The organism is Thermoplasmata archaeon (genome assembly GCA_038874435.1).
Taxonomy (GTDB): Archaea; Thermoplasmatota; Thermoplasmata; order Lutacidiplasmatales; family SKW197; genus SKW197.
Map to the genome: position 1 here is coordinate 1 of JAVZCK010000020.1, position 25,825 is coordinate 25,825.

The following is a 25,825-nucleotide window of genomic DNA, read 5'->3' on the forward strand; positions in this document are numbered from 1 at the left end:
GGTGAGACTTCAATTGGGAATATGGATGCATGGAGACATTACTTAGAAAAGAGAGGGTGTCCCATCTTGCTCCAAATGGGACACACCGCGAATGCTTCCTTTCTACCCAAGGAGGTTTTTATATGCCACTCCCAAATAAAGATTTGTAATGGCTATTCTTTATGACCCTTTAATTGGATTCCATTCCACCCCAAATTATAAAAACAAGTATGCATTAGGAAGCGGGGAGAAGGATGTGATTCGCATGGACGAACTTAACGCCAGGATTGAAAGGTTCAACAAAATTTTGGAGAAATACAGAGAGATTGGATTTAAAGTGGGAAGTTTTAATCCGAATGCACAGAGCCATGTACCGCTCCAGGAAAGATATGAGAATTTTGAGAAAATCATGAAGGACAATTTAAAGGCAATGATCGTGCACGAACTTGTAGAATTTGAGAGACAGTTAGACAACATAAAAAGGATGGGAATCAACATAACCCCAGATATTAGGATTGCTCAGGAACTAGATAAAATTTGTGAAACAGGTGAAGTTCTTTCAGAGGATGTAGCTGCAAAAACAGGTTTACTTAGAAATGAAATAAAGAAAGTTGACGAGGAAATTCATCATGAGACAGATAAATTGATAGAAAAACTCAAAACAATAGAGAAAGACCTCGAAATTCTACCTGATGGTACCAAGCAGGAATTGCTGCCTCAGATTAGAAGAGCATATGAAAGATTTGAAGCCAAGAGATATTACGAGGTATGGTTCAACGCAAGGAAGGTTATAGCAGAGTATGAAGGCAAGATGTTTGGTGGGATTCTGGCACAGCTCAATTATCTCACCTCCAGAGTAAATTCTTTGAAGAGCATAGGTGCAGATGTGCGAGAGGCGGAATCCCTTCTAATCCTAGCAAAGGCACAGTTCGAGGGCAGGGAGATTGACAAAGCCCAGCAAACAATTGAAAAATGCACAGCAGTCCTTGACAAGAAGGAAAATGAAAGCATAGGACAGAACATAGAGAATTTCGAGAGATTTCTTGCTAGAGCAATGGAAGTAATATACATCGAACCATCAGTATCTGAAAGGCTAGCTTTACTGAAAGAGGAGGCAAGAAAAGGAAACTATGAGTTTGCAGCCAATGGATTGAAAAAAGAAATTGCAGAGCTAGAGCATGCTCTCAATATCACGATAACGAATTTGAACAATGCATGGGAAAGGGATAGAAATGCAGCTGAATTCTATGGAATTCAGGTAAATTTGCAAGAATGGAAGATTCTTCAAAACATGCTCAATGTGGATAAAATTGATGGAATAAAACAGATACGGGAATTTTTGCTTAAGCTTGAAAAAGAAATAGAGAAAAAGCGATTTGAAGCCCAGAAAACTACTGCACTCACTGTCTCCCAGCCACCTCCAACACCAATCCCTTCTCCACAAGCTGTTCCTCAAGCTACTCCATTACCTACTCCAACTGTCTCTTCACAACCCTCTCAAACTCCACCAGTTCAAGCTGTGCCCGAGGCAAGGGTAGAAATCCTTCCTCCTGTAAAACCAGTGGAAGCTGCAGGAGAAACGCAGCCCGCACAAATAGTTTCACCTCAACCGCAGGTTAGCCAGGACATGAAGACAAGAATTGACAATTTCAATCTAATTCTCGCAAAGTACATGGAATCAGGAGTAAAGCTTCGACTCTTTGATCCCACAGCGCCAAGCAAAGTTCCAATCCAGGAGAGGTTTGAGAATTATGAAAAACTCATGCAAAACAACTTGAAAGCATTTTTGACACACACCCTTATTGACTATGAAAGAAACATAGACAACGCAAAGAAAATAAATCTAGTTGTGGAGGAAAACCCCGCACTTGCCGCTGAAATTGAAAGGGCAGTGGAAACGGATGGGGTTCTTTCAATGACTATCGCAGAGAAAGCAAGCACTCTGATGGAACTCACTAGAAAAGCCCAGAACAGGATAGAGAGAGTTGCAAGAACTGCAATGGAGGATATAGACAAAATTGAGAAGATTCTCTCAGAATTGCCACTAGAAAGGGAATACATAAATGCCCAGATTAGCAAGGCAAGAGAAAGGTTTGAGGGCAAAAGATATTACGAGGCATACCTATATGCAACAAAGGTTCTAAAGGAGATAGAGGGAAAAACATTTGGACTTTTGATTCCTAGAATTGAAAGGGCAGGAAAATACATATCTGAGCTCACTACTCTGGGAATGAATATCTCAGATGCAGCAGAACTTCTGAGAAATGCAAAGGAAAAATATGATGCTAGAGATTTTGTAAGAGCGAGCGAATTAATGGATGCATGCGAGAAAGAGATTCACAAGATAATTACAGCTAACATTAGTGCAAGCGTGGAAAAATTTGAGAATTATGCGAAGGAACTTGACAAAATAATGAAACTTGATGTGGATATATGGCTCAAAATTGAGATGATGAAGAAAGCCGTAAATGTTGGGAACACAGACGAGGCGAGGGAACTCCTAAACATGGAAATGGAGAAACTAGAAGGAAAGGTTTCAGCATTTGTAAATACATTGATGCAATCTCTTCGCAATACAATGGAATGTGCTTCTCTTGCTGGGAAGAAAATTGAAGATGAGGCGCTAGAGGGTCTGAGAAAAGGGATTGAGCAGAACAGGGTCGAAGGAATAAGAACTACAATAGATTTCTTAAATAAATTGCAAGCAGAACTTCGGAAAATGATGGCCGACAAGCTCGAAGAAGTGGAACACCTGATGAATGAAGTGTATGATACAGAAAAGAAGACGAAGTTTATGGAAAGCCTGAGGGTGTTAGTTGAGAAAGCGAAAACAGTTGCATTCATATCTGAGCAGTTTTCTGAATGGCATGGGGAATATGGAAAACTGCAGGCAGAGGTGAAGCAGGAAATTGAGCAGGAAATTCTACCAAAACTTGAAGAATTGAGAAAAGACCTGAAGGTGCTGGTAAATTCCAATTTCAAAGTGGATACAGCTGGTAAACTTCTGAAAGAACTATCCGTGCTGATTTCCGAGAAAAAACTTGAGGAAGCAGGGAAATTCTATGAAGCTAGAAAAGAGGAGATTGCAGCACTCATCAATGACTTTATAAGTGAGCAGCTTCAGCCGATCTACCAAAAAATCACAGAAGTTGAAATATACAGAATAAATCTGGAGGCAGAGAAGGAAGAGGTGAGAAATCTTGCAACTTCCTGGAAAATTGGTCATCTAGAAGAACTGAATCAGAAGATAGACGAGCTGAAGAAAAACTATTCTGAAAAACTTAACGGCATAATCAAACAAAAGATCGAAAAGGCAAAGGAAAACATCAGTTTGCTCTACGAGTTTGAATTTGGTGGGAAGCCAGATATTTATGAAGAGTACATCAAGAACGCTGAGACCTGTTTAGGTAAGGGCGAAAGAGGTGATGCTCTCAGAAACTTGATGAATGTCGGCGAGGTTTATGGGCGAATCAGAGCAAGGATTTTAGCTGGCACTGAGGAACTTCGTGCAAAGGCAGTAACGCTAACTGAACTGGGTGTAATGATACCTGAGATTCCAGACATTATTCTCAAAATCAACGAAGAAATTGATGCAGAAAACTTCCACCAGGCAAGTAAAATTCTGAAAGAACATTTAACAAAATTCGAAACAATGCTGCAGGAAAAGATTGCCTTGGACATAAAGAGTATTGAAGAAGCAATAGGTGAATTAAAGAAATTTGGGTATGTGAGTGAAACCTTAAGCATTGCGTATGACATGGCAAGGAATTTGAGTGCTGAAAAAAAGTACAAAGAAGCAAAGGTCTTTATTGTTCGCTGCCGTACATTGATTTCCCAAGAAAGCATGAAGGTCTTTGAAAAGGAATATTCTGAGGTTACCCAGATGCTTAAAGCTGCCTCTTCAAGAGGGATAGATACGATTGCACCTAATGCCTATCTCAACAATTTTCGGAGAGAAATTGGGAGCTTGCACTTCCATCAGGCAAGATGGTTCATAGAAACAGCAAAAAGAATGCTAGATGAAGAGATAAAGAAGGTTGCAAAAGCAGAGCTGCAGGGCTTCTCCGATGTGATAAATCTCTACTCCCCAATTTTTGGCAAGGAGTTCTTTACGAATCTTCAGAAAAAGCTCGGCGTAATACTTGAACTCTATCAGACAGGGAAGTATTTGGAGTGTATTGACAAGGCAAAAATGACAAAGGAGGAGATTAACCTTACATTATCAGAAAGAATAAGAAAGGAGCTTGAAACTCTCAGAACCTGGATAGAAAAATTTGAGAGATACGGAATTGATTTTGATACAGTGAAGTCCACCATGGCAGAGTGCAATGCATATCTGGACTCTGAGAAAATCCAGGAGGCACTTTCCAAGTTGAAGGACGCAAAGAACAACATTGTCCAGATACTTACAGAATTTTTGAGAGCAAGATGCGAAGATGTAGAGGACTTAATGCACACTTCTGAAAAAATGGGTGGAAACACTGCAAAATATAAGGACTCTATAAATAATGCTAGACATTTGATAGACGAACAGGAGTTTATAAATGCAGTTAACATCATTGATGCAGTTGGAAAGGATGTGGCCTCCCAGCTCCACTCTCTGGTTTACCGAAAAATCCTTGACATTAACGCAGGAATTGCTGCACTCACAGAAAGTGGAGTTGTAATAGATGAGGAAGTAAAGAGACACAGAGATGCTAGTTCTACTGCCCTTGCCTCTGGTCAGTATTTTGAGGCAATGCACGAAGCAGAACTTGCAAGAGGTTTCCTTGCTAAAAATATAAAAACATATGTGTCTGAGAAACTGAAGGAGACCACGAATCTTCTTGAAACAGGCAAGGTCACTGGCTGCGAAATGAAAGAGACCACAGCGCTGCTTTCCGAAATGGAGAATGCAATTACAACAATTGACATTACGAAGGTAAGTGTACTCCTCAGGCAATTAGAGACCGTACCAAAGAATGAACTCGAAACGCATCTAAATAAACTCATAGCTGAAACCACTGAGATTGCAGCTGTGCTTAAAGAGCATGGTGCACCGCACGAAAGTGCAAAGGAAATTATCCAGCATGCAACCAATCAATTAATCTGGAAGAACTATGCAGAGGCATACTATTCAATTCAGAGGATAAGACCATTGCTCATAGGGGAGTTGAGAGAAAAGGTAAAGCAGGAACTTGAGAAATATGAGAAAATTGCCCAGACACTTGACAAGATTGGTATATCATCTGAAGAGATTATGGAAAGAGTTGCCAAAGGCAAGAATGCAGTTAAGGACGCAACAGTGAATGAACTAATCACAACATTGAACGAGATCAGGAAAATGGTAGAGGAGATTAATATCAAAAATGCAGAGGTATTGAAAAAAGATACAGAACGGCTCATAGCGATAATTCAGATTGAGCTTGCAAAATGGGATAAACTTGGCCTGGAAACAGGTGAGTTTTACGCAATGGTTAGGAAGCTTGGAGAGTTGTTCAATGCACATAACTATCTTGAAGCGAGTGCACTCGCGCAGACACTGGATGATGGGTTTACAAAAGCAATGGAATATCGCGTTAGAGAGGTCATGGAAAATGTGAAGCAAAAACTTGCGTTAGCCAAAAAACTGGGTGTGCAGTCAGAGTACAATGTGGAACCCCTTCTCAGTTTTGCTGGTTTCCACTCGAAAGATAAAATGGAGGATGTGTGTGTTCGCCTCCTTGAAATCGAAAAAATGCTAGATGTGGAAAACCTGGTAAAGGTAAAGGCACTTTATGAAGAAACAGATAGAATTGTGCGTTCAGACCCATCTGCTCCTCAGGGATATCTAATTGCACTAGAACGTGCTAGAACGATGATAAATACGGGTAAATATCTGGAGGCGTATGTCCTCATAGAACGCTGCCGTAACCTGATTACACAGTCATAAGGGCTCGTGGGGTAGTCTGGATTATCCTTCAGGCCTTCGGAGGCATCCTTTTCAGGAGTTTACGCTCCCGAAAAGCATGCATGGAAAAACCCTTTTGTTCGCTAACGCTCGCAAAAGCGTTCACGGAAAAAAGGGTCGGTTTGGGGATGCTGAAAGCATCCCCTTAATGCGGGTACCGTAGGGTGCATACCCCGACCGTAAGGGTGCCAACCCTCGGGGGTTACCGTAAGGGGGTGAAACCCCCTCGCTTGGAGGAAAGCCTGAGACCCGGGTTCGAATCCCGGCGAGCCCGCAAAACACTTAATTTAATAAACCCTAATTGTATAGGCAAAAACCATGGACACTGAAGAGTATAACTTAGAGTTCTTTCGCACACATGGTTTCAAAAGAAATAAGTGCAAGTTTTGTGGGGCATACTTTTGGTCGTTAGCTGAAGCTGACCATTGTTTTGAGGCACCTTGTGTTGAATACACCTTTCTAGACAAATCACCGTTCACCAAGAAATTGAACCTGAGTGAGATGCGAGAACTATACCAGAGTTATTTTGAACGTAATGGGCACACGAGAATTCGTAGATATCCAGTTGTAGCAAGATGGAGAGATGATGTCTTCTTTACCCAGGCCTCAATTTATGATTTCCAACCATGGGTGATAAATCGCACAATTGAGCCACCGGCAAATCCTCTTGTAGTTGCCCAGCCCTGTGTCCGCTTCAACGACATAGACAATGTGGGAAAAACTGGAAGACATTTCACACTCTTTGAGATGCTGGGGCATCATGCCTTTAATACAAAAGAAAAATTTGTTTATTTCAAGGACAGAACTGTGGAGCTGTGTCATAATCTGCTTACAAAGGAATTGGGCGTAAATCAAGAAGAAATCAGTTATAAGGAGGAAGCATGGGAAGGAGGTGGAAACCGTGGGCCTTCCCTTTCAGTGGGTGTTGCAGGCTTAGAACTTGCGACCCTTGTGTTCATGATGTATGCAAAAGATGGAGAGAGCTGGAAAAAGATGGAGATGGAGGTTGTGGATACTGGGTATGGCCTTGAGCGTTATACCTGGATGTCTCAGGCAACGCCAAGTGCTTACGATGCAGTATTCCATCTTGTACCTCAACATCTTGTTCAAGTTTTAGGTGTGAATATTGAGCCAAATGTTATGAAGGAGTACAGCAGGATTGCTGGTTTAATGGATATAGAGAGTGCTAGGGATTTGAGAATGCTACGAGAAAAGGTGGCTGAGAGATTGGGGATGGATGTGGAAACTCTGGAAAGGCAAGTTGCACCTTTTGAGCACATCTACACATTGGCAGACCACACAAGAAACATTGCATTTCTGATAAGTGATAATGTGATTCCTTCAAACATGCGGGAGGGCTATTTCCTTAGAATGCTTATTCGCAGGTGCCTTAGAGCTTTGAGAACTCTTGCTATTGAAATTCCACTAGCAGAACTTGTGGCTCTCCAGATAAAGGAGTTTGCACCTGATTTCCCAGAACTGCGAGAGATGGAAGACGAAATTCTTAAAATCGTGGAAATCGAGGCAAAGAGGTATGCTGAAACAGTGTCTAAAGGAAAAGAAGTTGTGGAGAAATTTGAGAAACAAAAGAAAAAGTTGGGATTTGAGGAACTTGCAGAACTTTATGAATCACATGGCCTTAACCCAGAGCTTGTGAAGGAGTTTGCAAAGGTATCCGTTGAAATTCCTGATGACTTCTATGCACGGCTTGCTGCACGACATTCAAATGTTGAGGAGCAAAAGGCAGAAATGAAATTGCCAGAACATCTACCTGAAACCAGTGTTCTCTTCTACAATGCACCCAAAATGCAGGAATTCAATGCAAGAATTCTCTATGTTGGAAAGGATTTTGTTGTGTTAGACCAAACCTATTTTTACCCTGAAGGTGGTGGGCAAGAATATGACATCGGTTGGATAAATGATGTGCCTGTGGTAAATGTGCAGAAAGCTGGTAAAAGTGTGCTTCATTTTGTGAAGGCTATTGAGGGTTTCAAGATTGGGATGGAGGTAAAATGCAGAATTGATTGGGAGCGTAGGATGCAACTGGCAATTCACCATACTGCAACCCACATAATCAATGGCGCAGCTAGAAGAGTCCTTGGTAAGCATGTCTGGCAAAGTGGTGCTCACAAGAGCGTTGAGCTGTCGCGACTTGACATAACCCATTATGCAAATCTTACGAGAGAAGAAGTGCGGAAAATTGAGAGAATTGCAAACGAGGTCGTGCTTTCAAATCTGAAAGTTAATTCAATGTTCATGGAGAGAAGCCAGGCAGAGCGAAAATATGGTTTCAGGTTGTATCAAGGTGGCGTTGTTCCTGGGAAGGAAATTAGAATCGTTGAAATCCCAGATTTTGATGTTGAAGCATGTGGTGGTGCACATTGCGAGTCCACAGGTGAAGTAGGACTGATTAAAATTTTGCGCACCAGAAGAATCCAGGATGGAGTTGTAAGAATTGAGTTTGTTGCTGGGCTCAGAGCTTACCAGGTATTTGCGGAGATGGAAGAAATGGTGGGTAACATGGCTGGAATGCTCAAAACTACTACTGAAAATCTTTCTCAGGTGTTTACAAAATTCTACGAGGAGACAAACCAGCTTAAGAAGGAACTTGAACGGGTAAAGCGGGAGAGGATTGAGGAGTTGCTGAAGCGACTTGATGCTGGAGCTAAACAAATTGGAAATGTGAAGTTAATCGGGTATTTCGAAGGCATGGATGTCCAACAGCTCCTTGAAATGGCGAGAAAGCTAACTGAAAAGGAGAATGTAATAGCATTTTTAACTACGAAAGGGGAGCGGGCTAACTTCGTACTGGCAACCAGTAAGAACCTTACCTTGAATTGTGGAGAAATTGTCAAAAAACTCTCAGGAATTGGCGTTGCTGGTGGCGGTAAATCTACTATTGCACAGGGTACTTTGCCATGGAAGAACTCTGATGCAGTGCTTATGGAAATTGAGCGGATTATAGGAGGGAGAAATTGAGGCCTGGGTACGATGAATATTTCATGAAAATTGCGAAAATTGTGGCAGAGCGAAGCACATGCAAACGCAGAGCCGTGGGTGCTGTGGTAGTGAAGGAGGGAAGAATTTTAGCCACTGGCTACAACGGAGCGCCCAAAGGGCTGAAGCATTGTGAAGAGGTTGGATGCCTTCGTGAGCAAATGAAAATTCCACCTGGCGAGAGACATGAGCTCTGTAGGGGTGTCCATGCAGAGCAGAATGCAGTAATCCAGGCAGCGGTTTTTGGAGTGAGCATAAAAGAGGGTATTATTTACACCACGCATTTTCCCTGCAGTGTCTGTGTAAAAATTCTGATAAATGCGGAGATAAAGGAAATTGTGTATATGGAGGGTTATCCAGATGAGCTGGCAAAGAAGCTTCTTGAGGAAAGCAAAATAAAGGTAAGGGAGTATCATGGTTGAATTGAGGCACAGACAGAGAGTGAGAGAGAAAGAGGCAAAACGACTGAGTGCAGAGGTTAGTGCATATCTGGGCTGTGAGGTTAGTTTCCATTCTTTTCCACTGGATGTGGCAGAGTTTGGGGAGTTAAAGGTCCTGCTGCATGCCCAGAGAGCAGTCGGGCTTTTTGTAAATGGGGTGGCCTTTCCTTCTTTACGGGCTCTACAGGAGTTAAAGCCAGAAAAAAAATTTGTTGAGGTTGACAGTGGAGCAGTAACGTTTCTAGTGAATGGCGCAGATGTGATGAAGCCAGGAATAGCAGCTTGTGATAGCGGGATTCGTGAGGGCGATGTTGTGTGGGTCAGGGAAGCAGCCCATAAGAAGGCGATTGTTGTCGGCATTGCTCTGGAGGATGGGGAGAAACTCGGAAACAGGGAAAAGGGCAAGGGTGTGAAAACTGTGCACTGGGTAGGAGATAAGCTCTGGGAGATGTGGTGAGGGTTTTGGAAACTGTAGCAATAGGAATTGACCTGGCATGGACAAGGAAAAATCCAAGTGCTCTGGCAGTGGTTTCTGATGAACTTGTGCTCATCGACTGGGTTCTCTGTTATGAAGATTATGAAATTATAGAGTTTGTGGAAAGGCATAATGCTGAAAATATAATTGTATGCATTGATGCCCCACTTATTTTTCCAGAGGAAATTACGTCGTTCAGAAAATGCGATGCAATGTTAAGAAAGAGAGGAACAAGAATTTTGCCAGTGCAACAGGCATTTTTTATGAAAAGGTTCGGGTGCTTGAGAGGCAAAGAAATTGTGAAAATGCTGGAGGAGAAGGGATTTCTGCTTTCGATTCAAAGCCAGCAAAGGCAGATAATTGAAGTTTATCCCCATGCCACTTGGAGGAGAATGCTTAGAAAAGTGCCGAAATACAAGAATGTATCTCAGGCAAAAAAGAGGGAAGCCATTGGTTTGCTTTCCCAGTCCTTGGTAAAGGCAGGGCTGTCAAAAATTGAGGTAATGGATTTGAGAGGCAGTTATGCTGGTGATTTACTGGATGCCACAGTATGTGCTCTTGTTGGAATCTGGCATTCGCAGGGAAAGACAGAGGTAGTTGGGGATGAGAAAGAGGGTTTCATCGTTTACTGAAACTGGTTTTGCTAGTGTTCGATGTTTGAATCTAGATTTTTTAGAATTTCTTGTATTTCTTCGGCTTTGGTTTTTAGGGCTTTCCTGTTACTGTAAAATTTCAAAGCGTCTTCCAGAATTGCTTTTGCCTCATTTTTTCTTCCGAACTTGATAAACATTTCAGCCATGTCACAGTAAACCTCTATAGCAGAATCCTCAGCGCCTGCACTTCGATAGAGTTGAATGGCTTCATTGTACGCATCCTCTGCCTCCTCAATTTTCCCATTTAACCCAAGAATTTCAGCTCTAGCAGAGATGACCTCTGCTTTCTCGTCCCAGAAATCCGTCTCTTCAACAACTTTCATAGCCTCTTCAATGTAACGGTACGCATTCTCGAAATCTCCTTTTTCTGCATGAATAACACCAATTCTGGCAAGCACAGATGAATACATCCTCTTTTCACCGGTCTCTTTACAAAGTTCTATTGCAGTCAAGTAGCATTCCATTGCTTTTTCTTCCTGTCCTATTTCATTGTACTCATTTCCCAACCCAGTGAGGGCATAGATTTCATAGTACTTATTCCCAGTTCTCCTAGAAATTTCAAGGTCATTCTTAGCATATTCTATTGCCTTTTCATGCTCTCCCATATTAGACCATACACCTGCTAGGTTATTGTAGGCAGTTGACACACCAGATAAATCACCAATTCCCTCCCAAATTTTTTTTGCAGTTGTGTAGCATTCAACTGCCTTTTCCCAGTCCCCAAGATAAAGATACACAATCCCCATATTATTGTAAGTTCCAGCAATGTCCTTTTTGAGATTATGTTTTTTTCTGATTTCAAGGGCTTTTCCAAAGTATTCCAGGGCTTTGTCTAGTTCGCCAGCAAACCACATACCAGTGCCAGCCCTATGGTATGCAGTCGCAATTGCAATTTCATCCTGTGTGTGCTTCGCACATTCGAGAGCCTGAAGATAATAGGCAAGCGCTTTTCCAAATTCTCCTGTTTTTTCAAAACAATGACCAATTGCACCAAGCAATTCAGCACGGTGTACATAATTTTCCTCAGGGATCTGTTTCAGTAGAGATGTCAAAAGCTCAAACGCTTTTTTGAATTCGCCAATAGAAAGGTAGGAATACGCTAGCATTACACAAATCTCCGTGTTTCTTATCGTATCATTCTCGTTCTCAAGTACCTTCTCGTATGCTACAATTGCCTCCCTAAAATCGGAAGTAATGTATTTACAGTGGCCCATCACGAGGTAAAGTCCTTTTGTGATTTTTTGTCTGTCTTCTCCATCTGGAAGTTTTTCCATGATGTTAGCCAGTTCATTAGCAAAAAACATCGCATCCTCAATCACATAATTTCTGAGGGCATTTTCAGCCGCAAGAAGCAAGAATGGCGCTGCTTTTTCATATTCCCCTGCAAGTAAATAATGCTCTCCGATAACTCCTGCAAATCTTTCATTTTCTCTATGCAGTTCTACTAGTGCATCTCCAGCCATCTTATGAATTTCTTTCCTTCTGGGGAGAATAATCTCAGAGTAAACTGTCTCTCTCAGTAGATTCTGTGTAAATGAATAGGATTCCTCTGTTTCCTCTTTGAGATAACCTGTATTTATAAGTGTCTCTAAGACATCTAGAAGTTCCTCTTCTTCCATCCTTACTACTTTGGTCAAAACAGCATATTCAAAGGTGTTGCCTAGTACTGCACAACTTCTCAGTACTTTTATCTCTCGGTCGCTTAGATTCTTTAACCTATAGTTTATAAGATTTTTGACCCCTTCTGGTCCTGGCAAATTCTCTGCATACTTTGGATTTTCAAGTTCAGTTTGTGATGCTTGTTTTAGAAGTCTACACCTCCTCAACGAAAAAAGGATTACCACCTGTTTTTTTATAAATTGTGTCTAGGACCTTTTTATGAATCTTCCATGTAGCCAGAAGTTCGCATACAATTTTAGCTGTCTGGGAAGAAGTGAGTTTCTCGAGAGTAATTGTTCTAATGTTCCTCTCAATATTCAGATTTCGCAGAAACTGAGTAAAATTGTTCTCAACTGTAGTATATTCACTTCCATAGGCACATACCACAACCATTCTTAACTTTGCCAGATTTCTGGAGAGATAATGAAGAAAGTTGAGAGTACCTGTATCCGCCCACTGTATATCATCTACCATGAAAACACAAGTTTGGCCTGCTGCAATTTCCTCAAATCTTCGTAAAAACCTCTCCAGAACCATTGTCTTAGCCCTAGCTAAGGATTCTGCCGCTTTTTCTTCGCTATGGGAAAAACTAAGGCCGATTGGGAGTGGTTCCAGAGAAGTTTGGGTAGATTTCTGAAGCGCATGTTCTACTGGAGAATATGGAGCATCGCCAAGATTACATCTAGCTTGCAATACAAGTGCACCATGCTGGATGGAAAGGGTTGCAAATTCTTGGAGCAAGTGGGTCTTACCAATGCCTGTTTCTCCAGTAATTAGAAAAAACTTCCCTCTACCAAAACCTGCATCATTTAATGCTGTGGTTAATGTTTCCATTTCTTTTTCTCGTCCTACAAACACTGCCATCAGCCATGCAAACAGAATGGATTAGAAAAAGTTTTTTCCTGCGAAATTAGCATCGGAAAATAAGCTCTTTAATATATCCCAGCAATCATTGCGCCCTTCAACACCGAGTTCTTCTTTATTATCACATTCTCACCGATTATTGAATCCTCCACAACGGCGTTTTCTTCAACCACGCATTTATCTGAAAGAATTGAGTTTTTAATCTTGCTGCCTTTGCCTATGCGTACACCATGTAAAATCAAAGCCCCTTCGAGGGTGCAGTTCTCCTCAACATTGACACCATCATAAACACAGGCATTCTCCACTCTGCATCCACTCATAATCTTAGTACCAGTATCAATATAAACTGGATTTTGCAGGTACACATTCTCCCCGAGGAACGCATTCTCAGAAATAAATTGGCCCCCAAACTTCTTTTCTGTCATAATTAAATTAGCTTTAAGCAAGTCCAATGGTCTTCCAACATCTAGCCAGGTTCCCGAAATAACCTTCCCATACATCCTGTAACCCTTTTCTAACAGTATTGGAAACAAATTTTTTGAAAAATCAAATGGTTTGTCGTCTGGCACATATTTGAGCACGTCCTTTTTCAGCACATAAATCCCAGCATTTATTAGATTGGAAAATACCTGCTCTGGCTTTGGCTTCTCGAGAAAGCGAATAATTCTGCCTTCTTCGTTGAGTCCCACGATTCCAAATTCAGAGGGATTCTCTACTCTTGTCAATGCCATCGTTACATCTGCTTTTTTCTCAGCATGGTAGGCATAGATCTCTGATAAATTTACATCAGCTAGTACATCCCCACTAGCCACGATTACATTCTCTTCAAGATAGGGTAGTACTTTTTTCACAGCTCCAGCAGTACCTGCGGGTACATCTTCAAAAGAATAGAGAATGCTTGCATTGTGCTTTGCTCCGGAGCCAATTGTTTTTATAAGTTTATCGGAGAGATAGCCAGTAGTAATTATAATTTCTTTAAAACCAGCACTCACTAGGGAATTAAGCACATAATCTACGCACCATTTTCCAGCCACTGGCATCAACGGCTTCGGGCGTTTTTCTGTCAAAGGTCTTAATCTTGTTCCCTCACCACCTGCTAGTATCACTGCCTTCACAGAAATCCCTCACGAGGGCCCCATATTTATTTTACCTTTCTTCAGCAGTTCCTCAACACTCTTGTCAGCGAACTCATCATAAACCTTCTCGTCCATTAAAAGCTTCTTCACCTGTTGGTTATGCTCCTCAATCACTTTCTCTGCTTCTTTTTCTTCCATTCTTAACTCCTTTCTCGTCGTTATTATCTTCTCCCTCATCTCCTTCGCCTTTAAGTGACATTCTGTGGCTTTACTTTTCAAGTCCATGAATTCTTCATGTTTTTTGTTTGCCTCTGCAATTACATGCGAAACCTCATCCACAATGCTCTTTATTCTTTCATTGTATTCCTTCACCTGAGCACTCAAAGTTACGACCTCAGTATGTTCTTTGTTTGCCTCATCAAACAGGTTTTTTATTGTTTCATCAAGTGTCTTCACATCCTTAATCAGGCCATCTTGCTCACTTAGTAATGCCTTCAACTTCGCAAGTTCAGCTGTCTTTGCCTTAATCTGTGCAATTACCTCTCTCTCTTCCTCAAGCGTAAGTTGTGTGGTTTGCTGCTTCTTATCAAGGGCAGCAAGCTCTTCCTCAAGAGTTTTTACTTCTTCTCCAAGTGTTGGCCTTATTCTGTCCCGTTTCTCTCTTTTCATTGTCACAAGCGCCTTCGCTTTTGCGTTCAGTTCATCCCGTTTTTTTCTATGTAAAGATAATTTATCAGCCACTTCGCGTTTTTCTTTCTTCAGATTTTCAATCTGCAGCATCAGCTCTTTCTTCTTCTGGTTCAGCGCGTCCCTTTCAGATTTAACCCTCTCTGCCTCTGCATTTAATGCATCTCTTTTCTCTATCAATGCCTGGTATTTTTTCTCTGCAGCATACATTTCCTTTCTGACAGCAGCTTTGCGTTTTTCTTCCTCGCTCATGAACTCTTCCGACATTTCCTCGCCTCGCTGATCTGTTTAACAATAAGGTATGAGATAACTGCAGCTGTAAATCCAGCATCAATGTTCACTACACAAACTGGGGTGCAGGACTGAAGCATTGTGGAAAGGGCTGCCTCCCCACTGCCTGCATGCCCATAACCAATAGACACAGGAACTCCGATCACAATCTTGTTTACAAGGGCAGCCACAAGCGTTGGCAATGTGCCTTCTCTACCAGCTACCACAATGTAACAATCCACATCTCTCATTTTTTCTAGTACTTTAATGATTCTGTGTGGCCCAGCGACACCCACATCATAGGCCATTTTTGTTTTACAACCCAGAACCTCAAGGATTGCTTTTGCTTCCTCTGCTACTCTTAGGTCGCCAGTACCACCAGTGATTATTCCAACTGTACCTTCAATCTCAATTTCGGGTTTAAATTTACCAGCATAAAACACCCTACCCTTCTCATAATACGCCCCACCTATTTCTTTTCCCAACCTCTCGGCAAACTTCGAAGAGCATCTAGACACAATTGCATAACCTAGAACTTCCACATTCTTTTTGACAATTTCTGCAAGTATTTCCTCATCTTTGGTATCTCCAAGAATCACTTCTGGAATGCCTGTGCGTTCCTTCCTGAACAAATCATAATTTACATACTCTCCAATAGACAGGACTTTCTGGGTGAGCAATTTTTCCGCATCCTCTATGGAAATTTTTCCGTTTTTCAGCTCCTCAAGAATCTTACGCATATACAGGAACAGGATAATACAGAGTGCTTAAAAACTTTCTCATCTGCGTTGTGGAGATATCCAATGAAATTGATATCGAAACAAAACCTACAGAGAGTACATACCCAATATCAAGTTTGACATCCAAAAAAAGATAAGAAATTAAAAAGCGAAAAATGTTCAGTGTTTTTTCTTCTCTTTCCTCTCCTTGCCCAGTCGTAGCGCATAGAAACTTAACATCCCTGTAAGCATCGCCCATACGAGGGTACTTTCAGGCACAGGTGCTGCCTCCGGAGACGCATCTTCCACTCCTGCACCACCATCTATTGGATATCCTGGTGTAGAGTCGTCCCAGTTGCTCCAGAAGTTATCAACGATTGTGTTTCCGTTTGTGGGTGGATTTTCATCGTACATCTGTGGAGTTCCAGAGACTCCTTTAGTCTGTTTGTTGTTCCAGAAGTTATTACAGGATATCACATTGTCAATAGAGCCAAAAGTGATGTTTATGGCATAGTCAGTATTGTTTGCAAAATTGTTGTAGGTTATTTCGTTCTGTTGAGAATTATTGATAAGTTTAATTCCAAATCGTGCATTTTCTGATATGTTATTGTTATAGATTTTATATGCAGAGGTACTGTCCATAAGCATACCCGTATAACTGCTCTGAATGTAACTACTAGAAATATTCCCGTTTGCTGTGTTATACAGAATTATTGCTGCCCCTTCTGTCGTAGTAGCATTGTAAAGCAAAGAATCAACTAAAACCCAGTATGATGTTGTATTTGCCACATAAACACAGTATTCTCCACCTGCAGCATCAATTTCCCAGCCAGAAATTACAAATGGCCTACTACTTGTTCCATCCCCTGAGATAACACCGTTAGCAAGGGTGAAATCCGTATCACTTTCAATTCTTATTGCATCTCTTATCTTTCTGTTGCTAATTGGATAAAAATCAGCAGCCCCACCAGATCCATCTATTGGGTACGCAGCAGATGTGCCCCAGTTCCTTCTATCCCAGTTACTCCAATAGTTTCCCTCTAGAGATAGGTTCCATTTATTGCCAGTAACGGCGTCATATGCCTGACAACTTCCACTAACTCCTCGACTTGCTCCTCGATTTCCAATAAAGTGGTTGTGATGGATCGTGTTACCTGTCGTACCGCTGTCTGTTAGATACACGCCATAGTTTGTATTATTACAAATTCGATTATAACTTATCAGATTATTCTTACTGTTTGTTTTTAGAAAAGTGCCATAGTTATTCTGAGATATGTTGTTGTTAGTCATTTGATTATTCATAGATGAGGACATATAAATTCCATATGAACCTCCTTGTAAGATTATGTTATTGGTTATTGTGTTACTGTTTGACGACGTGAGATAGATATTTGCAAATGAATTGGCTGTAATCGTATTTTGAGATATTGAATTATTGGCAGAAAATGAGAAATATATCCCATATGAATTCTCAGATAATTTGTTTAGTGTTATAGTGTTGTATACGCTTTCGCTTGAGTAAACTCCTGTGGTAGTTCCTGTTACATTGTTATCTATTACCTGAGTGTATTGTGCATACATTAGAGCTATCCCGTACGTTGTACTCATTACAACATTATCTTCAACAGTGATCTGAAAGGAATTCTCTACACTCACACCATAATAAGCGTTGTTCCAAAGTGTATTGCCACTGATGATATTAGAGAAAGAGCCAGAATATGCGTATATCCCATATCTGCAATTTGTGCAAATGTTATTTTGGATTCTTCCATTTGTAACATTTGAAATTGCAATTCCTGCACCATACGGGTCTGTAATGTTCAGAGTAGCATTTGTCAGGTAGCAATATTGAATTACGAAATATACATCTGTATTTGACACCCATATACAGTACGAGCCTCCATATCCATTTATATCGTAGTTTTCGATAACGTAGGGGTTTCTTGTTGTTCCATCGCCAGGCCAACCATTTTGCTGCGCCTGATTTGCAAAATCTGCGTTGCCGTTTATGTAAATCGGTGCATGTGGTGTGCCTTTTGCTTCCGTTCCAGCACTTGTAGCCCGCAGTTGTCCCACACCACTCAGATACAAACTGAATATTGAGAATTTGGCATTCTCGCACCGCAACGCATTGTCCAGTTTGCACTCCATATTCTGCCAGTCAATCATGTAGAAGTAAACTGCGTAGTCCTCGCCGATGCCAAGCAAGCTCTTGCCCGCCAATGTCTCCACCTGCTTTCCATTTGTTGCTGCAGCCACACTTTCTCCAATCACCCATGTCCACTCCTGCTGCACCACACCAGCAAAACTCAAAACACGGCTTGCCTCAATTTTTCCATTCTTGCCCAGAATTTCTATGGCCTTCTCTGCACCCACTGCGAAATTCGGAGAGGGTTTGAAGCCAGTTGCTGCGTTATTGTCCGTGTCCACAAACACATAGGCCACATCCCTGCCATTTGCGTTTGGTATTGCCGTTTCCCTATGGTTTGCCACATACACTGGATTATCCGAGGGGGCTTCAACAATGTATCTGCCATCGCCAGCGAGCAGATTACCATACACCTTCGCATAAAACGCCACATTCTTGCCCGTTTCTGCAGTTGCATACTCAGCAATGTCAATGTTCTCTGGCACGCTCACATCTCTTGCCTTCGTGGTCTTTTCAACGCCTTGCCAGTCCTCAAAACTGCCATCTATTTTGATGGCACCAGCATTGCTGCTTTGCCATGTGAGAAACGCAACAACACTTAGCACAAGCATTGCAAGCACAAAAACAGCCAGAACTTTGCCATGATTTGGTTTTTCCTTCAATTTTCTTCCAGCCCTATATCCGTTTCCGTTGGTGAATCCATTTGTCAACCCGTTTGTAAAACCACGGGTGTTGTCTCTGCCATTCCTCAATCCTATACTTTTTGTAGTTTTACTTTTCAATTCCAATGTCTCACCGAATACAGTAAAATAAGTTCTGATATATAAACTTTTAAGGTTAGCAATCACTAAATAAAATAAGAATGACAGGATTTTGCTATATGTACACATTTGAGAAATCTATATCTATACCGACAGTTTGGGGACATTGGTGATTGTATGATACCACAGGCAAAGCCAGCAATTGGCGAGGAAGAAATCAACGCAGTGAGGGAAGTTTTGTTGAGCGGGAATCTTGCACAGGGTAAACTCGTTAAACAACTGGAGGAGGAATTTGCAAGATACATGGGAGTAAAGCATGCGATTGCTGTTGCAAATGGCACCTGTGCCCTGGAAATTGCACTTATGAGTGCAGGAATAAAGAAAGGTGAGGAAGTTATCACCACACCGTTTACATTTGTGGCTACTACAAACGCAATCTGCATGATGGGGGCAAAGCCAGTTTATGCAGACATTGAACTTGATACTTTTAACATCTCACCTGCCTCAATAAGGAACCTCATCACAAAGAAAACAAGGGCGATACTGCCTGTGCATCTATATGGACTTCCAGCTAACATGGATGAAATAATGAAAATTGCATCAGAACACAACCTTCTTGTGGTTGAAGATGCCTGTCAGGCCCATGGAGCTACTGTGAATGGAAAATTTGTGGGAGGAATTGGACACATAGGTGCTTTTAGTTTCTATCCCACAAAAAACATGACTACTGGTGAGGGAGGAATGATAACCACAAACAATGATGAGATGGCTGAAAAGGCAAGAATTCTCAGAAATCAGGGTCAGATTGCAAGGTATGAGTATTCAATGCTTGGTTACAATTACAGGATGACTGACATTGGTGCGGCCATAGGGCTATGCCAGCTGAAAAAACTAACAGAGTTTAACAGAAGGCGGAAGGAGATTGCAAAGATGTACGATGAAAATCTAGCTGATGTTGTAAAACCACCTTTCGTGCCAGATGGATATGGCCATGTTTACCATCAATACACAATTCAGACAGAGAGAAGGGATGAACTGCGGGAGTATCTCACGAAAGCTGAAATTGGCACTGGAATTTACTACCCAAAGCTACTTTATGAATACCCACACCTCAGCAAATACCGAAAAAAATGCCAGAATGCAGAAAAAGTGAAAAACACATGCCTCTCGCTCCCCATCTTCCCACTGCTCTCAGATGCAGAGGTGCAGACAGTTGTGAATACAATTCGGAGATTCTATGGAAGGTAGGGTCAGAGCAAAGAAGGCATTGTCCCAGCATTTTTTGAAGGATAAAAGGGTGCTGGAGAGAATAGTTGGGTATGCAGACCTGAATAAAAAGGACATCGTATTAGAGATAGGTGCAGGTACTGGTTTGCTCACCCAGGCAATCTGCGAAACAGGTGCAGAAGTTATTGCAGTGGAAAAAGACCAATCGCTTGTGACCGCCTATCTTAAACCCTTAGAAAAAAATTACGGTAACCTGAAAGTGATAGAGGGAGATGCATTGAAGGTTGAGTTGCCAGCATTTACGAAAATTGTTTCAAATCTCCCCTACAGAATTTCTTCAGAAATCACATTCAAGATTCTCGAGTACAAATTCCAAAGGGGCGTGTTAATGTATCAGCGAGAATTTGCGGAGCGGATGTGTGCTGTGGCTGGTGAGCCAAGTTACGGGCGACTATCCGTTAATGTTTACTGTAAGGCGGATTGCGAAATTCTGGAAATTGTGCCCAGAGGTGCATTTTACCCTGTACCGAAGGTAGAGTCAGCCATTGTTCAGTTGACTCCGAGAAACAAGCCACCATTCAAGATTGCAAACACTGAAATTTTCGCACGCCTTGTGGATGTGGCTTTCCAGCACCGAAGAAAAAAAATTGGCACAATTCTTGCCAAGCACTGGAAAAATGAAGATGAGGTGCTGATTGAATTTTTAAGAGCAAAAAACTACTATAACAAAAGACCAGAAGAACTTTCTCCAGAGGACTTTGGGGAGATTGCGAATTGGATTGCAGGGAGGAGAGAGAAGAAGAAATAGGTGAATTACCGCTTGCACACCTTCATAAAATTTCTGAAAATTTGCTCGCCGTACTGTGTGTGCTCAACCTCAGGGTGAAACTGGACGCCGAATATGGGTCTCTCCCTGTGTTTCATCGCCTCTACCTTGCAATTCTCAGAGTGGGCGACAATCTCCAGGACTTCGGGTACCACTTGCACCTCATCATTGTGCGACTCCCAGGCGATAAATTTCTCAGGAATGCCATCAAAAAGTTCTGAGTGTTTATCAACTGTGACTTCAACCTTTCCGTAGGCAGGCACTTTCGCTGGCCCTGCACTTCCACCAAAGTGAATTGCGATGTACTGGTGTCCCACACAAATTCCCAGAATTGGAATTGACAGTTTCTGGAGATAATCTCCCACATTTCCAAGCTTCTGCATCTCACTTCCAATTCTCGGTGCACCACCAGAGAGCACTAGACCATCTGCATCTGCAATCTTCTCTGTCTCTGTAGTGTTTGGTACAATTTTGGTGTCTGCACCAATGTATTTCAGCACCCTCCATTCTCTGTGGGTCCACTGACCTCCATTGTCTATCACATAAATTTTCATTTTTTCAAGCCCTCCTTGAGTTCCTGGAGTTCCTTCTCAATTTTTTCAGTTCTAGCTGAAATTTTATGGACTTCATCAGCCACCTTTAAAATCTCCTCCTCATAAGGTGTGAACCCTCTAGATGTGAACACTCTGTATGCTATGAAAACACCCACAAAAAGTGCACCAACCACTGCAAGAATTGCAATCATTGTGATGCCGAAGACAAAGCCCCATGGATTGTTTATTATACGATCAAGCCGCACGATGCCTGCAAGTTGCCCTATCTCAAGTATAATCAGAAATATCATCAGGCCGAGCCATATCAATGTCAATCTGTTGATTTTCATTTTTACCACCGTCTCTCCATTGCCAGAGGAAAAGGAAATTCTTCTGAACGCATTTCCTGACTTGTGCCATCTCTCGTTCGCTCTATGGTTATGGTGTCAATGGTCTCTTTAAATGCAAGACGAATTATAATTTCTCCATCATAAATTGCATTAGCATCCAGCATTACTGTAACATTTAGTTTGAAAGCGAGCCAGGTAGTGTTGACAAGGCCCGCACAGGTGTTGTTGAACACAGTTTCTACGGTCTCATTTGTGGTGAGGTTTGTCAGGTTCATATAGATTGACTTAAAGCGGACATTTGTTGCAATGCTGTAAACATACACCCGAAACTCTTTTGAGGTGTTCAGATAATCAATCACCATGGAAGGATTTTCGTAGAAGATTACTGGTGGTTCTGGTGTAAAAAAGAAAGGTGTGAACACTACTACAGATAGCATGAGGAGCAAACTTCCAGCCATCAGTACATTTTGATGCATTCAAGGGGATATTGGGGGAGAGGTACTTAAAATCTACGGATGGCTTTGCGTTAAATTTATATCTTTCAGCACTATGGCACGCTTGGTGCGTCCATGCAAACAAAATGGTATGCTGTAATTGCGGTTGTACTGTTGGTTGCTGCAGCCGCAGGTGGCTACTACTGGTACACCACGCAACAGAAAACTGAGGAAAAGAAAGAAGTTTATGTGGAGCCAGAAGACAAAGTAGCGGTGGATTACATAGGCAGGTTTGTGGATTTGAGCGTTTTCGACACCTCCATGTACTCTGTGGCAATAGACAATGTGAGTTATCCCAAATCCCCTGCCTTCAACATGCGAGAGCCAAGTGCGTATGTGCCTCTAAAAGTGAAAGTAGGCACTTCCACAGAAGGAGAATACATTACCGTGATTGAGGGATTCAGGGAGGCATTAATTGGAATGAAGGTAGGAGACACAAGGACTGCAATTATTCCCCCTGAAAAGGGCTACGGGTTCAAGGATGCATCACTCGTGGTTGAAAAGCCATTGATTGAAACCATTCCCGTGAGATATGAATGGAATGAGTCAAAGTTTACTGACTACTACGGTAAATCGCCAATGGATGGTCTCGTTATAAAAGACCCGAAGTGGGGCTGGAATGTGACGGTGTTTGCTGCCTATGAAAACAAAGTAGTGTTCCACTTCACGCCAAATGTAGGCGAAATCGTTAGTCCATTTGGCTGGGAGATTAAGGTGTTGAGCATAGACAGTACAGCAAACAATGGCAATGGAGAAATAAAAATCCAGCATCTGATAAAGCCCTCGCAGGTAAACAGAATTCATGCAAAGGACTTCCAATACAGGGATTTCTACCTCATCGGACTTAACCCTGAAAAAGGCACCTTCACAATTGACTACAACGAACAGGTTAGAGGGAACACGCTGATATTTACTATCACAGTGCTGAACATCACGAAGAATGCATGAACCAAAATGAAAGATATGCAAGGCACATAATTCTTAGGGAGATTGGAAAGGAAGGGCAGGAGAAGCTTAGCAAGGTATCCGTTGCAGTTGTTGGTGCAGGTGCGCTTGGCAATGCGTGTGCGAATCTGCTGGCAAGAGCAGGTTTTGGAAAAATAAGAATCATAGACAGGGATTTGGTTGAGACCACAAATCTCCAGCGTCAGATTCTCTACACTGAGAAGGATGTAGGCAAGGCAAAGGCAGAGGTGCTTGCCAAACATCTCATGAGAATTAACAGTGAAATCAAAGTAGAGGGAGTTGTCGGCGATTTCAATTCCAGCAATGGAGAGAGTTTACTTGAGGGGATGGATGTAGTCATGGATTGCACGGATAATCTCGCCACTCGATTTTTGCTCAACGACATCTGTGTCAAGCACAGCATCCCTTGGATTTATGCAGGAGTGCTTGGAACATCTGGTATGACCTACAATGTGGTTCCAGGTGGTCCCTGCTTCCGCTGCATTTTTCCAGCAATGCCCAGGACACCTTTACCAACCTGCGAAACTGCAGGAATTTTAAACACTGTGCCTGTGTTATTTGGTTGTATCCAGGTAACTGAAGCCATGAAGATTGTGCTTGATAAAGAACAAAGGAAAACTCTTGCGTTTGTTGACCTCTGGAATTTTGAAATTCAGGAAATTGAGGTGAGCCAGAATCCTGAATGTAAAACATGCAAAAAGCATGAGTTTGAGTTTCTGGATAACAAGTCCGAACAGATCGTGCGGCTCTGTGGCTCCAGTTCCGTGTATTTTCTACCAGGGCAGAAAAAGAGAATGAACATGAGAGAGATGAAGGAGAAGCTGGAGAAGGTGGGGGAGGTGAAGCAGGTTGGCAGAATTCTCAAGGTAAAGGTGGAGGGCTGGGCAATCACACTGTTCCCAGATGGTGGTGCTATTATAAATGGTACGGACTCAATTGAGGTTGCGAAAAGTGTTTATGCAAAGTATATTGGTATGTGATCAGTTTTAAGATTACACACTCTAACCAATCTTACACATCTCTTTTATTAAATTGCCATATGCCAATAACTAGTGGTAGAACAGTCCATATAATCTGGGCAAGCAGAACTGCAGGCAGTGACATGTATGCCGGCGGTTCCAGGGCATGGCCAAATGCCTTTTTTACATCAAATGCGCGCAGCACTCCTGTCTGTGTCAAATCAGCAGGACTCAAAAACATGCTGTACCACATCCATGCAGGAACCTCGCCTTGGCCCGTGGCTAAAGCCATGAAATCTCCACCTGTAGCAAGGAATACGCCAAAAACTACAGTGCCGTAGATTGAGGACCAGAAAAAAATGAGAATGCCTAAGCCAAGCGAAGTACTTCGCCTGCTGCATAGCGTCGAAAAGAAGACAGCTAAGCTAAGATAAACTAAGCCAAGCATTATTGTCAGCAGAATGAAAAGAAGGTAACTCCCAATTTTGGTTGCACCCGCTGCAGCAACAATTAAAACACCTGCAATGCCAAAACCAGCAACAGTTGCAACGACAATTACCATACTCAGACCTGCAAACTTCCCCAACAAAACCTCTGTTCTGGTTATTGGATAAGAGAGGAGAAGCGGAAGCGATCCATTCTCCACTTCTCCTGAAATCGTCGCATAGCCGAGCATTATTGAAATTATTGGCACAAGGATTACTGCAATGCCCAGAAGCACAGTTACCGTCTCCTCTATTCCACCAATAGAACCCTTACCGCCAAATACTGAGGCAACCATGGTTAGCACAACGAAAATCAGGATCATTGCGATAATCCACTTGTTACGGAAATTGTCCACAAATTCTTTCTTCGCAACCACATAAATTTTCTGCAGATTCATTTTTTCCCTCCGCTCTCGCTAGCAATAAATCGAAGCTCTCTTCCAAAGAAGGCTCACTTGTCCTGAAATCTAGAATCCTTAGCCCTTTTTCTTCAAGTGTCTTCATAACCGTAGCCCTGGAGGAATAATCACAGAGCACGGTAAGCCATTCATCACTTGCGGTTGCCTCTACTCCTTCCATTCCTTTTAGTTCATCTGGAATATTACCTCTCAGCCCCTCAATCCGAATCTCAAGCTTTGGCTTCAAATTGAGTTCTTTATGCAATTCTAGTACTGTGCCCTCAAAAACCAGTTTTCCCCTGTGAATGATACCCACTCTATCACAGATGTCCTCGACTTCTGCGAGAATGTGCGATGAGAAAATTATTGTAGCTCCAGCCTTATTAAGAGTTTTGAGCTTATCCTTGAAATATTTTCGCCATCTTGCATCAAGACCGCTCATCGGCTCGTCTAAGACATAGAGTGAAGGATTCCCAAGCATTGTCTGAGCAATCCCTACAAGCTGGATCATCCCCTTTGAGAAGCTCCCAACTCTCCTTTTCGCTGCTTCCTGAAGCCCTATTTCCTTCAAGATTTGTTTGATCTCTTTTTTGTCCACATTTTTTAGTTCAGCGAAGAACTCAAGGGTCTGGATAGCATTGAGATTGTCATAAAATGAAACTTTCTCTGGCAGAAATCCGATGTTTCTTCTTGTCTCTGCGTCCAATTTCTTTCCCTCAACGAACACTTCTCCTGCAGTTGGTTTGGCAAGCCCCATGATTATTTTCAAAGTGGTTGTCTTTCCAGCACCATTAGGCCCTAGAAAGCCATAAATCTCACCTTTTTTCACTTTCATGTTCAAGCCATGGACAGCCACTACCTCCTTATACTTCTTTGTTAGATTTTTTACTTCAATTGCCGGAACATCATGTGAATTTTTTGGTGGCAAC

Annotated in this window: 20 protein-coding genes and 1 tRNA gene; 10 read left to right on the forward strand and 11 right to left on the reverse strand. The window is 42.1% G+C overall.

Annotated elements, in window-relative coordinates; translation table 11 throughout:
• Positions 1-148 precede the first annotated feature (148 nt).
• The 6 genes from QXD64_07310 (at position 149) to QXD64_07335 (ending at position 10,452) form a co-directional block, all read left to right on the forward strand.
• A complete protein-coding gene (locus QXD64_07310) occupies positions 149-5,890 on the forward strand; it encodes a hypothetical protein (GenBank protein MEM3397119.1) in 5,742 nt (1,913 codons plus the stop codon).
• Positions 5,891-6,182, forward strand: a tRNA-Arg gene (locus tag QXD64_07315).
• A gap of 44 nt (positions 6,183-6,226) precedes the next feature.
• A complete protein-coding gene (alaS, locus tag QXD64_07320; GenBank protein ID MEM3397120.1) occupies positions 6,227-8,887 on the forward strand; it encodes an alanine--tRNA ligase in 2,661 nt (886 codons plus the stop codon).
• Between the two features lie 23 nt (positions 8,888-8,910).
• Entirely contained in the window at positions 8,911-9,327 is a 417-nt protein-coding gene (locus QXD64_07325; GenBank protein MEM3397121.1) for a cytidine/deoxycytidylate deaminase family protein, read from the forward strand.
• Complete coding sequence (locus QXD64_07330) at positions 9,320-9,802, forward strand: PUA domain-containing protein (GenBank protein MEM3397122.1); 483 nt, start codon at positions 9,320-9,322, stop codon at positions 9,800-9,802. Before QXD64_07325 ends, QXD64_07330 begins: the two co-directional genes overlap by 8 nt.
• A gap of 5 nt (positions 9,803-9,807) precedes the next feature.
• Complete coding sequence (locus tag QXD64_07335; protein ID MEM3397123.1) at positions 9,808-10,452, forward strand: DUF429 domain-containing protein; 645 nt, start codon at positions 9,808-9,810, stop codon at positions 10,450-10,452.
• Positions 10,453-10,463: 11 nt separating this feature from the next.
• On the opposite strand, the gene QXD64_07340 is transcribed toward QXD64_07335, so the two are convergent.
• The 6 genes from QXD64_07340 to QXD64_07365 form a co-directional block, all read right to left on the reverse strand.
• Positions 10,464-12,299, reverse strand: a complete 1,836-nt coding sequence (locus tag QXD64_07340; protein MEM3397124.1) for a tetratricopeptide repeat protein — start codon at positions 12,297-12,299, stop codon at positions 10,464-10,466.
• Positions 12,286-12,996: an ATP-binding protein gene (locus QXD64_07345; protein ID MEM3397125.1), complete on the reverse strand. Its 711-nt coding sequence runs from the start codon at positions 12,994-12,996 to the stop codon at positions 12,286-12,288. Before QXD64_07345 ends, QXD64_07340 begins: the two co-directional genes overlap by 14 nt.
• A gap of 68 nt (positions 12,997-13,064) precedes the next feature.
• Positions 13,065-14,111 carry an NDP-sugar synthase gene (locus QXD64_07350; protein ID MEM3397126.1) on the reverse strand — a complete coding sequence of 349 codons (1,047 nt, stop codon included), beginning with the start codon at positions 14,109-14,111 and terminating at the stop codon, positions 13,065-13,067.
• Between the two features lie 9 nt (positions 14,112-14,120).
• Positions 14,121-15,026 carry a hypothetical protein gene (locus tag QXD64_07355; protein MEM3397127.1) on the reverse strand — a complete coding sequence of 302 codons (906 nt, stop codon included), beginning with the start codon at positions 15,024-15,026 and terminating at the stop codon, positions 14,121-14,123.
• On the reverse strand, positions 15,008-15,769 hold the full coding sequence (gene larB / locus QXD64_07360; protein ID MEM3397128.1) for a nickel pincer cofactor biosynthesis protein LarB: 762 nt from the start codon (positions 15,767-15,769) through the stop codon (positions 15,008-15,010). Before larB ends, QXD64_07355 begins: the two co-directional genes overlap by 19 nt.
• A gap of 159 nt (positions 15,770-15,928) precedes the next feature.
• The gene (locus QXD64_07365) at positions 15,929-18,685 is read right to left on the reverse strand and encodes a right-handed parallel beta-helix repeat-containing protein (protein MEM3397129.1); all 2,757 of its coding nucleotides are present in this window, start codon (positions 18,683-18,685) and stop codon (positions 15,929-15,931) included.
• A 150-nt stretch (positions 18,686-18,835) separates the two neighbouring features.
• Here QXD64_07365 and QXD64_07370 point away from each other — a divergent pair, with 150 nt between their 5' ends.
• A complete protein-coding gene (locus tag QXD64_07370) occupies positions 18,836-19,906 on the forward strand; it encodes a DegT/DnrJ/EryC1/StrS family aminotransferase (protein MEM3397130.1) in 1,071 nt (356 codons plus the stop codon).
• Positions 19,896-20,693, forward strand: a complete 798-nt coding sequence (gene rsmA, locus QXD64_07375; protein ID MEM3397131.1) for a 16S rRNA (adenine(1518)-N(6)/adenine(1519)-N(6))-dimethyltransferase RsmA — start codon at positions 19,896-19,898, stop codon at positions 20,691-20,693. The genes QXD64_07370 and rsmA overlap by 11 nt, the downstream gene beginning before the upstream one ends.
• Positions 20,694-20,698: 5 nt before the next feature.
• On the opposite strand, the gene QXD64_07380 is transcribed toward rsmA, so the two are convergent.
• From QXD64_07380 to QXD64_07390, 3 genes are read right to left on the reverse strand one after another with little or no spacing between them, the layout of a single operon-like run.
• Entirely contained in the window at positions 20,699-21,265 is a 567-nt protein-coding gene (locus tag QXD64_07380) for a GMP synthase subunit A (GenBank protein ID MEM3397132.1), read from the reverse strand.
• A complete protein-coding gene (locus QXD64_07385; GenBank protein MEM3397133.1) occupies positions 21,262-21,594 on the reverse strand; it encodes a hypothetical protein in 333 nt (110 codons plus the stop codon). The genes QXD64_07380 and QXD64_07385 overlap by 4 nt, the downstream gene beginning before the upstream one ends.
• Before the next feature lie 2 nt (positions 21,595-21,596).
• The gene (locus QXD64_07390) at positions 21,597-22,070 is read right to left on the reverse strand and encodes a hypothetical protein (protein ID MEM3397134.1); all 474 of its coding nucleotides are present in this window, start codon (positions 22,068-22,070) and stop codon (positions 21,597-21,599) included.
• Between the two features lie 93 nt (positions 22,071-22,163).
• On the opposite strand from QXD64_07390, the gene QXD64_07395 reads away from it, so the two are divergent.
• Positions 22,164-23,036 (forward strand): FKBP-type peptidyl-prolyl cis-trans isomerase, encoded by an 873-nt coding sequence (locus QXD64_07395; GenBank protein MEM3397135.1) that lies wholly within the window; start codon positions 22,164-22,166, stop codon positions 23,034-23,036.
• Positions 23,033-24,034: a ThiF family adenylyltransferase gene (locus tag QXD64_07400; protein ID MEM3397136.1), complete on the forward strand. Its 1,002-nt coding sequence runs from the start codon at positions 23,033-23,035 to the stop codon at positions 24,032-24,034. The genes QXD64_07395 and QXD64_07400 overlap by 4 nt, the downstream gene beginning before the upstream one ends.
• 31 nt (positions 24,035-24,065) lie before the next feature.
• Here the strand turns inward: QXD64_07400 and QXD64_07405 are convergent, their stop codons facing one another.
• Together QXD64_07405 and QXD64_07410 are read right to left on the reverse strand one after the other, a co-directional pair.
• Entirely contained in the window at positions 24,066-24,896 is an 831-nt protein-coding gene (locus tag QXD64_07405) for an ABC transporter permease subunit (protein MEM3397137.1), read from the reverse strand.
• A complete protein-coding gene (locus QXD64_07410; GenBank protein ID MEM3397138.1) occupies positions 24,838-25,824 on the reverse strand; it encodes an ABC transporter ATP-binding protein in 987 nt (328 codons plus the stop codon). Before QXD64_07410 ends, QXD64_07405 begins: the two co-directional genes overlap by 59 nt.
• Between the last annotated feature and the right edge of the window lies 1 nt (position 25,825).